General features: G+C 35.5%; 5 protein-coding genes. 1 reads left to right on the forward strand and 4 read right to left on the reverse strand.

The features are described from left to right. The first annotated feature begins 21 nt into the window (after positions 1-21). Complete coding sequence (locus B3C18_RS05780; protein WP_291143799.1) at positions 22-3,216, forward strand: glycoside hydrolase family 2 TIM barrel-domain containing protein; 3,195 nt, start codon at positions 22-24, stop codon at positions 3,214-3,216. 82 nt (positions 3,217-3,298) lie between these two features. Here the strand turns inward: B3C18_RS05780 and B3C18_RS05785 are convergent, their stop codons facing one another. The 4 genes from B3C18_RS05785 to B3C18_RS05800 form a co-directional block, all read right to left on the reverse strand. Continuing rightward, positions 3,299-6,001 carry a glycoside hydrolase family 78 protein gene (locus tag B3C18_RS05785; protein ID WP_291143800.1) on the reverse strand — a complete coding sequence of 901 codons (2,703 nt, stop codon included), beginning with the start codon at positions 5,999-6,001 and terminating at the stop codon, positions 3,299-3,301. Positions 6,002-6,494: 493 nt separating this feature from the next. Beyond that, the gene (locus tag B3C18_RS05790) at positions 6,495-8,453 is read right to left on the reverse strand and encodes a glycoside hydrolase family 97 protein (RefSeq protein WP_291143801.1); all 1,959 of its coding nucleotides are present in this window, start codon (positions 8,451-8,453) and stop codon (positions 6,495-6,497) included. Positions 8,454-8,519: 66 nt separating this feature from the next. Further along, positions 8,520-10,700 carry a GH92 family glycosyl hydrolase gene (locus tag B3C18_RS05795; RefSeq protein WP_291143802.1) on the reverse strand — a complete coding sequence of 727 codons (2,181 nt, stop codon included), beginning with the start codon at positions 10,698-10,700 and terminating at the stop codon, positions 8,520-8,522. A 32-nt stretch (positions 10,701-10,732) separates the two neighbouring features. Next, a complete protein-coding gene (locus tag B3C18_RS05800) occupies positions 10,733-12,163 on the reverse strand; it encodes a glycoside hydrolase family 125 protein (RefSeq protein WP_291143803.1) in 1,431 nt (476 codons plus the stop codon). Positions 12,164-12,200: the final 37 nt, after the last annotated feature.

Raw genomic sequence — 12,200 nt, forward strand, 5'->3', positions numbered from 1 at the left:
AATGACCGAAATTTTAAATTTATGATGCCACCATTATTAAAAAATCAAGCTTCCAAAATTTTATTATTTTTAATTCTGATCCTGAACCAAAATTCAATTTTTGCCTTTCAAAAATTAGAACAAAACCTTACGTCTCAGGATACTGCCAAAGTTCCGAAAGAAATTGAAGATCCGGAAAACATTGGCATAAATAAAGAAACTGCTCATGCAACCTTGATGCCTTATGCTTCACTTAAAGAAGCGCTGGCAGCGAACCGACACGCTTCTACTTTCAGTAAAAGTTTAAACGGAATGTGGAAATTCAACTGGGTCGACTGGCCGCAAAAACGTCCCGTAAACTTTTATAAAACAGATTATGATGTATCTAGTTGGAAGGAAATAAAAGTGCCTTCAAACTGGCAGATTGAAGGTTATGGAACGCCTTATTACAGCAATTACAATTATATTTTTCAGAAAGATTTTCCTAAAGTAATGAGTACGCCGCCCGAAAAATTTACGGCATTTCACGAAAGAAATCCTGTGGGAAGTTACCGCCGTGATTTTACCGTTCCCGAAAACTGGAAAGGAAGACGCATTTTAATCACTTTTGATGGTGTTGATGCCGGTTTCTTTATTTGGGTAAATGGCAAAAAAGTCGGTTACAGCGTAAACAGTCGTAATGCTGCAGAATTTGACTTAACGAAATATCTTGTTGCCGGAAAAAATACGCTTGCTGTCGAAGTATACCGTTTTACAACCGGAAGTTATTTAGAAGATCAGGATATGTGGCGATTAAGCGGTATTTTTAGAAATGTAACGCTTTGGAGTACGCCGCAGCAGCATATTAGAGACTATTTCATCAAAACTAATCTGGATAAAAATTATAAAGATGCCGAAGTTATTGTTACTTCTAAAATTAAAAACTACGGAAATACAGCAACAAAACCCCGCTTAATTGAAGCTGTTCTTTATGATGGAGAAAATCCTGTGAGTAAAGCTGTTGGAAAGAAAAATATTCCGGCTTTGAAACCGGGTCAGGAAATTACGGTTGATGTCGCTTTTCATGTCAGTAATCCTAAAAAATGGACTGCCGAAACGCCTTCTCTTTACACAACCGTTATCAATTTAAAAGAAGGAAAAAATACAATCGAAACCTTATCATCAAAAACAGGTTTTAGAAAAATTGAAATTAAAGGCCGATTGTTTACTGTAAATGGCACTGCGATAAAACTGAAAGGTGTTAATCGCCATGAAAACTGGCCGGACGACGGACACGCCGTTACAGAAGAACAAATGATAAAAGATATTCTTTTGATTAAACAAGCCAATTGTAATCATGTGAGAACAAGTCATTATTCTAATGATCCGCGATGGTATGAATTATGCGATCAATACGGTCTTTATTTAGTTGCCGAAGCCAATGTAGAATGTCACGGCGCAATGAATGAATTTAATGATGAACCGCGAATGAAAGCGGCAATTGTTGATCGAAATGTAGCGAATACAGAAAATTTTAAAAATCACCCTTCAGTTTTGATCTGGTCTTTGGGTAATGAAAACGGAACGGGCGGTGTGAACTTTAGAACGGCTTTAAAAACAATTAAAGAAATTGATCCAACCAGACCTACGCATTATGAAGGCTTTGGTATTGCGTTAAATAATCCGGCAGATATTGACAGCCAAATGTATACGGATGTTTTTAATTTAGAAAAACATGCTAATGATGCCTCTTTAACAAAGCCTTTTTATTTATGCGAATATGCGCATGCGATGTTTAATTCGATGGGATCTGTAGATATCTACAATGATTTATTTGATAAATATCCGGCTTTGCTTGGCGGTGCGATCTGGGAATGGCAAGATCAGGGAATTTATAATAATCGTGATTCTAAACATCCTATAACGGCTTTTGGTGGTGGTTTTGGCGAATATCCAAACGATCAGTATTTTATTCATAAAGGTGTTGTTTTTTCTGATAGATCATTAAAACCGCATTATCCGGAATTAAAACATGCGTATCAATGGATTTCGATTGTAGATAAAGACAGTAAAAATGGACTTTTCACGATTAAAAACCGTTACGAAACCAAGAATTTAAACAGTCTTACTGCCAAATGGGAATTAACGCAAGATGGCAATTTGAGAGCTTCAGGGGATTTAAAAACGGGTTCTATTAATCCTGGTGAAGAAAAAGAGATTAAAATCCCTTTAGATATTTTGTATAAACCGGGTTCAGAATATTTTTTACGTATTTCATTTGCTCTTGCTGAAGATGAATTATGGGCCAATAAAGGTTACGAAGTAGCTTCACAGCAATTCGAACTTCCGGTTTATATTCCGCCAATTTTACAACATATTGCAGAAGCAGATTTATCTGTAAAAAACAGTAAAAACTTTATTCAGCTTATTGGTACTAATTTTAAAATTGAGTTTGATAAAAACAAAGGGACGTTTTCTAAAATTGAAAAAAACGGTAAAAATCTTTTGCAGGAAAATGGAGGGCCGCTTTTGCATTTATGGCGCGCACCGCACAGAAAAGACGATATGTGGGCTTATGAAAATTGGGATAAATACGGTCTACAAAAAATCAAATGGACAGCAAGCAACATAAAAACACAAAAAATATCAAGCGGCAGTTTTGAAATTAAAGCCACATTAACCGGAACGGGTAAAGAAAACTTTAAAGTAATACACAACGTTTTTTATACCATTAGCGGAAACGGTTCTATTAAAATCACAAATGATGTGAGTTTTAATGATCCCAATTTAATTTTAGGCCGAATTGGTGTTCGTTTATTTTTAGATAAAGATTTAAACCAATTTGATTATTTAGGACGCGGGCCAATGGAAAATTATCCTGATCGAAAAAGTGGCTTTGACGTTGGTCATTATTCCAGTTCTGTAAACGAACAATTAACGCCTTATGAAAAACCTATGGAAGCCGGAAATCATGAAGATGTACGCTGGGCAAATGTAAAATCTCAAAATGGTTTAGGTTTAACGATCAAACAAGGCGATGATTTACTGCAGGTTGCTGCGCTGCCCTACAGTGATGAAGAAATGGAAAATGTAGAATACAAAATAGATTTACCTAAAAGTAAAGGAACTGTTTTGTGTGTTTCGCATAAAACGTTAGGCGTTGGTTCCTGGGGATGCGGACCAAAACCTTTAGAACAATTTTTGGTGTATGCCAAAGCGACTTCTTTTAATTATGAAATTGATTTGAATTCGAAATAACCATATAATCAGTTAATTTGAAACCAAAAAAGCATTAGTAAATCGTTACTAATGCTTTTTGTTTTAATAGAATCTAAAGTTTTTATTCTTCAGTAATTTTAAAAGAATAAGTACCCGATTTAAGTTGAATCACTTTATATATTCCTTCATTTGTAACATTAATATCTTTTGAATTGCAAGTAAAAGTGCTGTTCTTGCCTAAATAAAAACTCGCATTTGAATTTGGCGGAACAACTACTTTATAAAGTATATTTTTATTTTCCCGTTTCCAGTTTGATACAATTTTGCCGTAAGGAGATGTATGTTCTGATTCAAAAAAATCAAGTCCGCTGACAAAATTTGGTTTTAATAGAATGTGCTTAAAACCCGGTGCATTTTCATCAGGAAAAATTCCGCCCAATCCTTTGTACATCCACGCTCCTATTTCTCCAAACATAATATGATTTAAGGATGCGTCGTTTTTTTCAACATGCAGCGGCCAGTTTTCATACAAAGTTGTAGCCCCGTTTTTTATCAAATAACCCCACGAAGGAAAATCTTCCTGCGAAGCAATTTTATACGCCGCATCGGCATAACCATTTTCGCTTAAAGCATTTAGTAAAGACTTCGTTCCTAATAAACCAACATCCAAATGAAAATTAGTTTCCTGCACTTTTTTATACAAATTATCAGCTACTTTTTGTTTGAATTCATCAGGAACTAATCCCCAATAAAGCGGGCCCGATAATTCGGTTTGTGTTCCGCTGGCATATAAGTTTGTTGACGAATTAAAAAACTGTTGGTTGAATGCGGTTTTAATTTTTGCTGCTAATTTAAAATAGTGTTCTGCATCGCCCGTTTTTCCTAATAGTCTGGCTGTTTTGGCTAAAATCAAAGCATCTGCATAATAATACATAGTAGAAGTAAGCGGTTTAGAACTTTGACTTTTAACAGGAACCCAATCGCCTAATCCCCAATCTGTAATACCTGTTGGATATTTTTGATCAATTAAATCTACATATTTTTTAATGTTCGGATACATCTTATTCAGCAAACTGCTATCGCCATAAAACTCATATATTTTCCACGGAATAATCGCAATCGAACTCGTCCAGTCCGGACCCGTTGCAAATTCATATCCAAAAGCTCCGGGATTTGGAACAATATTAGAAATTCCGCCGTCTGGCTGCTGCTCGTCCTGATGATCGGCAAGCCATTTTTCGTAAATCGTAATGCCGTCAAAATTGTATAATCCGGTTTCTACATTGGTTTGCGCATCTCCTGTCCATCCGTTTTTTTCGCGCTGCGGACAATCTGTTGGATAACCAAATAAATTGGCGAGATAACTGCTGTTTGTGGCTTCCCAAATCTTATTAAAAACCTCATTTGAAGTTTTAATTTTTCCGACAGAAGGAACGTCACTGTGCATTTCCAAAGCCAAAAGACAATCGTCATTTAATTTAAAAGGTTTATTTGAGGTTACTTCTACAAATTGAAATCCTTTGTAATTGAATTTTGGAGAAAAACTTTCATCGGCATTTCCTTTTACAATAAAAATATCCGTTTGAAAAGGATCTGAATTGTCAGTTGGGCGATAATGCAAGTCGATATTAGAAAGATCAACCATTCCGTTTTGATACAAACGTTCCGCATGTTTTATTCTGAAAATAGTTCCCGGAGCTGCATTTTTTATCGAAAAACGAACGGTTCCTGCAATATTTCTGGGGAATGAAAATACGGTTAAAGTATCATTAACCCGATTAATTTTTGTTGGTTTTAACTGAGCGGTAACCCGAATAGGATGCAATTGCTGTGATACCAAGTTTGATGATGGCGCTTTTACAACTATTGCTTTATTCCAATTGCTGTCGTTAAAATCAGGTTTGTTCCAATTGCTGATTTCTTTACGGGCATCATAATGTTCGCCTGTATAAATGCTGTTGAAAATTACGGGGCTATCAGTTGTTTTCCATGTTTCATCGGTAACTATTGTTTCGGTTGTATTATCAGAATAGGTAATTCTGATGTTTACCAAACAACGCGGACGATTTCTCCAAATTGTTTTATCAAACTTCCAAACGGCAGTCGATTGATGATTGTACCAGCCGTTTCCTAACAAAATTCCAAAAGCATTTTTTCCTTTTTGTAAATCGTCTGTAATGTCTAAAGTGGCATATAAATTTCGGCTGTCAAATTTTGTAAACATTGGGTCGAGAAGTCGGTTTCCGACTTTTTTTCCGTTTACATAAAATTCATATAATCCTCCGGCTGTAACATAAACACGAGCTTTTTTTATTGTTTTTTCTGTAGAAATTTCTTTTCTGAAATACGGCGCAGGTTTGTAATTTATATCATGTGAATCTGAAATCCAGCTTCCCTTCCAATCACTGGATTGCATCATGGCGGTTTCAAAACGCTGTATTTTTGAAATTTGCGTTTTGTTATTCTGATCCCAAACTTTTACTCTCCAGAAATAGGTTGCAAAAGATTTTAGGGATTCTCCTTTATAAGAAATTAAAATATCTGATGAAATTACTTTTCCGGTATTCCAAATGATTGCTTTTTCTTTGCTTAAAGCAAATGAATCTGTGGCAATTTCTATTTGATATGCGGTTTGATATACATTATTCTTGCTACCGTTTAACTGCCAGGAAAATCTGGGCTGTTGTACATCAATTCCTAATGGATTTACCAAATGTTCGCATTTGAGATTTACAGGCGTTTGTGAATGGCCTGCTAAACTCATTAACAGAAAAAGGAAAAACAGATATGTTGTTTTATTAATTTTTTTATTCTGTATTATCATTAGGTTTTATTTTTTAATACGTTTAAAAGGTGTAGTCCCTAACGGGACAAAATAATTTCGGTAATTGATTTTTGCTACCGATATTAAATCCCTAACGGGATAAACTAGTCTTATCATATTGCTCCACATATAAAATCCCTTTGGGATAAAACCGTAATTAATTATTTTTTTTAATTGTATTTACTTCAAGACTATTTGTTTAGTCCCTAACGGGACAAAATAATTACGGGCATTGATATATTTCTACTGATATTAGATCCCTACGGGATAGCACACAATCGATTGAAATGTTTACAAAAAATTATGCAACATTTTATTTGCTTTATCCCGTAGGGATTTTATATCTGTAATAATATACAAACGCCCAAACTAGTTTATCCCGTTAGGGATTTAATATCAGTAGAAATATATCAATGCCCGCATTCATTTTGTCCCGTTAGGGACTAAACAGACAATTAAAAATTAACAATATCTTTCAAAAATTTCGTTAGTTCTAAATCTCTTCTAAAACCGCAGCCCATCCTCCATTTCTAACCATTTTGATTTTCAGGACATCATTTTTACTGACTTCAGTACTTTTTTTTCTGTAATCCATCGCTTGATATCCGGCATTAATTCCGTCTTCAAATGTGGTTAATTTGTACTTTTTTGACGTTAGAAAATCTAATTTTATTTCAAAAGAACGTTCTTTTTCGGCGCTGTTTGTGATTCCTCCAATGAACCATTTTGTTCCTTTTCTTTTGGCTACAATTGCGTATTGTCCGGCGTTGGCTTCTAAGGCTTTGGTTTCATCCCAAGTTGTTGGGACAGAAGTGATAAAATCGGTACATTCTTTTTCACGATAATAAAGAGTTGGATTATCTGCCAGCATTTGCAGGCCGCTTTCAAACACTACAAACAAAGCAAGCTGATAGGCTCTTGTGCCAATACTTCCAGAATTTGGTCTTTCAGATCGGTACACTTCCGGCTGCATGCTGATCATTGCGCCCGGCGTGTAATCCATTGGGCCGACTGCGTTTCGCATAAAAGGAAAATACAAACTGTTGTCTGGTTTACAACCGTCCATTTGCTCCATTCCTCTTACACCTTCGTAGGAAATTAAATTTGGGTATTTGTATTCTAAACCTGATGGCTTAAATGCGCCATGAAAGTCTACAAAAATTTGATATTTGGCCGCTTCTTTTACTACTTTTTCATAATAATTCACCATTACCTGATCGCTTCGATCCATAAAATCAATTTTTACGCCGGCAATTCCCCATTCTTTAAAGGTTTTAAAAAGCTCCATATTTTTATCTACTGTAAGCCAAGTAAGCCATAATACGATGCCGACTTTCTTTTCTTTTCCGTAGCGAATAAGTTCCTGAACATTTACATTTGGATTTGGCGAATAGGGATCTTCTGTGTTATTTGCCCAGCCTTCATCCATAATGATATATTTTATGCCAAATTTTGAGGCAAAATCAATGTAATACTTATACGTATCTAAATTATATCCTGAAACAAAATTAACATCCGGACCATAAGGCGTTGCGCCATTCCACCATTCCCAGCTGGCTTGTCCGGGTTTTATCCATGACACATCTTTTAGTTCACTTTTTGGAGCGAGTTTCAGCGTCATTGTATTTTCTATCAGTTGTTTGTCATTTTTTGTAATGACAAAATAACGCCACGGTAAATTTCTTGTTCCTTGTGTTTTTGCTATATAGTTGGCTTCTTTTAAAATTTTAAGGCTTCGGTCGCCATCTGGACCAAATTCTAAAGGTGTTTTTGGAAAAGTCGATACAACGCCAGTTCCTGTTCCATTTAAAAACATTCCTGCGTAATCAGAAAGGTCAGATTCACTTATTAGAATTTTGTATTGCTTTTTTGTATCAACTAAAATGGGAAGTGTTGACATTTTATCTGAAGGTTTCCAATCTTTGACTGTCGTTTGTGAATAGGCTTCTTCATAAGAAGTTTTAAAACTTCCTGTCTGTTGTAAATGCAGTACATAATCGTCTGAAAAATTAACTGTAAAATCCTCGTTTATTACTTCAATTTCTCCTTTTTTTGCGGTTATAAACCGATATGCAATTCCTTCATCAAAAGCCCTGAATTCTACTGAATAGTTTCCTTTAAAATTCAGCAATAAATAATTGTAATTATTAGAAACAGATGAAAATTTCAACGGAACTACGGGTTTAATTTCTTCTTTTATTTTTCCTGTTTTGCTTCCGCTTAATTTTGGATTTAAACCTAAAGTTTCATCTTTAAGAACTAAAGCCAAATGATTTTTTGAGGTTAAAACTTCGTTTCCTGCTGTAATTGAATAATAAATTTTATCACTCAAATTAACCGAAACTTTTAATTCTCCGTTTGGTGATGTGATTTCAAAATTGGTTTGCTGCGAATGCACATTTGAAATACTCAAAAGCAATAATAAGCATGTAAATAATTTTATATTTTTCATAAAAAACGTTTTTATATGAATAACGTCCCATTTTCGTGGGACGTTATTTTTATTTATAAAATACTGTTATTTTGTTGTAAGTTGTATGTCTCCGCCATTTTTAAACAAATCGTGAGAAATGAAATAACTGTCTATTTTAGAACCGTTTACTTTAATCGTTTCCAGATTTCTTTTTCCATTTGGATTTTTAATGGTTACTTTTTTGCCTGCCGGCGTTGTCCACGAAACTTCTTTAAAAATAGGAACGGTTACAATATATTCAGGATCGGCGGGAGATAACGGGTAAAGTCCCAATGCTCCAAACACATACCACGAAGACATTTCGCCCGCATCATCCATACCGCTCATGGCCAGTTTTTCAGGGCCAATTCCGTACATCGTTTCTAATATTTCGTCTATTCTTTGCTGTGATTTCTCTGGTTTGTTTACAAAATAATACGAAAATGGAGCTTCATGATCCGGCTGGTTTCCATGACAATATTGGCCAATAAAACCAGAAATATTCCAGGCAATATAATTTGGGTTCCATGGTTTTGTAAACAATTCGTCCAGTTTTGCTTCAAAAGGTTTTGCGCCTCCGTAAAGCTTTACTAATCCCGGCATATCATGTGGCGTAAAGAAAGAAACCTGCCATGCATTTGCTTCTCTATACATGTATTCGTAATACGGAAACTCCGGATTAAACGGCGTAACCCACGAACCATCTGCTAATTTTCCTCTCATAAAAGTAGTCGATTTATCGAATACGTTTGCATAGTTTTTAGAACGTTTTACCAAATCATTGTAATGTTCTGTATCGTTCAGTTCTTTTGCCAATAAGGAAAGTGCGTGATCGTCATAAGCATATTCTAACGTTTTTGTAACGCCGGCATTTGCTACCGTTTCTATCTTTGGATCTTTAATATCTTGTTCCGGCACATAACCTTTTGCAATATATTCTGCAATATGGGGTCTTGTTCCGCCTTCTTTATAGGCGTTATTTAATAATAATTCATATGCTTTTTTAACATCATAATTTCTAATTCCTCTCATGTATGAACCTGCAATGAATGATGCTGCGTGATCTCCGTGAAAAAATGTTGGAATAAAACCTTTAATTTCTCCTTCGTTGATAATGGAACTGATTACATCGCTGGTAACTTCCGGAGAAAAAATACTTAATAAAACGAGTTTATTTCTGTAATCGTCCCATAAGGAAGGAAGTGTGTAATAATGGTAATTTTCTTTTCTTACTTTTCCGGCTTCATCTGTAAATTGTCCGTTTACGTCGCTGCGTAAGGCAGGCCATAAAAACGATCTGTACAACATGCTGTAAAACATAACGTTTTGCTGCTCTGTTCCGCCTTTTACCTGAATTTTAGAAAGCAGGTTTTCCCATTGTGTACTTCCTTCTTCAAAAACTTTAGTCAGGGTTTTATCCCCAACTTCGGCTTTTAAATTTTCTTTTGCATTTTCTACGCTCACAAATGATAAAGCTATTTTAACCGTTACGGGTTTTGTATCTCCGTCTTTAATATTTACCAATGCATAACCGTTGCTTTTAGCGATATCTTTGATATCTACTTTATCAATTGGACTGCTTAAAGCGGCGTAGAAATATATTTTTTCGCCTCCGGTTCTTTGAAAACCGCTTACGGCATTTGCGCCTTCCTGTTTAATCTGCCAATCGTCTACGTGATTGTTTGCTCTTCCTAAATCAAAAAGCACTTTTCGCCCTTTGTTATTTTTAAAAGCGTATTCATGAATACCACAACGCAATGTCGAAGTTAATTTTACCTGTACATTATAATCTTTTAAATAGACTTCATAATACGCCGGACTTCCTTTTTCCTGATCGTGGCTAAAGGATGATTTATACGGAAATGATGCTCCTTCTGAAACAGGCAAAAGCGGAATATGACACAAATTCCAATGTCCTTTGTTGGTATGTGTAAATCCTAAAATTTCGGTGTCTTCGTATTCATATCCTGCTCCGGATCTGTATTTTGTCATTGGACTTAACTGAACCATTGCATTGGGAACTGATGAACCCGGGAAAACCAATCCTGCCCATACGCGCATATCTGCGGGCGGTGTGTAGCCAATTATTTTGGTATCTAATAAAGGTGCAGTTCCAATAAACGGATTTACCAGCGCTGTATATTTTCCTTTTGCAAGTCCGCCGCCCGGTTTTTGTGCCGCCGCATTATAGCCAAAAAATGATATGGAAAGGGCTGCAAGAACGATATTCTTGTTGAATTTTATCATTTTATATAAAATTAAAACGTTTTACAAATAAGTTATAGCTCCAGTAATTTTGGATTTTTTTGATAGGTGTCCCATAATAATTCTCCAAATAAGGTGTTTGTCCAGGCAAACCATGATCTGGTGAAATTTTTAGCGTCGTCTTTATGAAACGATTCGTGCATAAAACCAGTATCTCCGTGTGATGCTTTCAACATTTTGATACATTGTTTTATTTCATTTTGATCTGATGTTGTGTAGGCTCTCATAACCAATGACATTGGCCAGATCATATCCATACCTACGTGCGGGCCTCCTATTCCTTCGGCTACTTTTCCTTTAAAGAAAAACGGATTATCTTCTGAAAGGACAAATTTTCTGGTATTTTGATAAATTGGGTCATTCACATCAATGGCATCTAAGTACGGAAGGCTTAATAAACTTGGCACATTGGAATCATCCATCAATAAATGACCGCCAAAACCGTCTACTTCAAATGCAAAAATATCACCGTATTTTGGGTGTTTTACTACTCCGTATTCTTTAATTGCTTTGTCAACTTCTTGTGCTAAGGCTCTTAATTCCTGTGCTGAAGCTGTATCTTTTTTAATAGATTCCAACATTTCTGCAGCTTGTTTCATACTGGCTACAATAAAGAAGTTGGAGGGAATCAGAAAAGAAAAAACGGTTGCATCGTCACTTGGCCTGAAAGCCGAACACACTAAACCAACTGGTTTCACCGGATATCCGTAACCTTTTAAAGGTCTTGTATCTGTAGCAAATTGCGTTGTTCTTTGAAACGTGTATGGATTTTTACCGTCTTTTTGCTGCTGTTCTTTAAATACTTTTAGTGTTGTTTTAATGGCTTTTACCCAATTTTCATCAAATGGAGAAGTGTCTCCGGTATTTTTCCAGTAATTATAAGCTAACCTGATTGGGTAGCAAAGTGAATCTATTTCGTATTTTCTTTCGTGAACGCCGGGTTTCATATCGGTGTGATCTGTTGTCCACTCGCCTTTTTTGTTGGGATCGTTATAAAATGCATTCGCATAAGGATCTTTCAGGATATATTCGGTTTGTCTGTTTATGACACCTGCAATCAGGTTTTTTAGTTTTGTATCTTTTCCTGCAAAAGCCATATACGGCCAAACTTGTGCAGAACTATCTCTAAGCCACATGGCATCAATATCTCCGGTAATCACGTACGTATCTGGTCTTCCGTTTTTTTGAGAAAAGGTTACTGTGGTGTCCAGCGTATTTGGGAAACAGTTATTAAATAACCATCCTAATTCTTTGTCTTTTACATTCTTTTGAAATTCGGCGATTGTTTTTTCAATAAAATCACTTTCAAAATTTCTTTTGCCTTTTGCAACCCTTACAATAGGGAAATCTTTGACCATTTTAGTTCCTGCAATAATTTCCATAGGATCGATAAGGGCTAAACTGCCAAATAATGCAGCGTTTTGGATAAATTTTCTTCTTTGCATTTGTTGTATATTTTAAAATTATAAAGGTCAAAACCTT

The sequence above is a fragment of the Flavobacterium sp. UBA7680 genome, assembly GCF_002482975.1.
In the GTDB taxonomy this organism is placed as follows: Bacteria; Bacteroidota; Bacteroidia; order Flavobacteriales; family Flavobacteriaceae; genus Flavobacterium.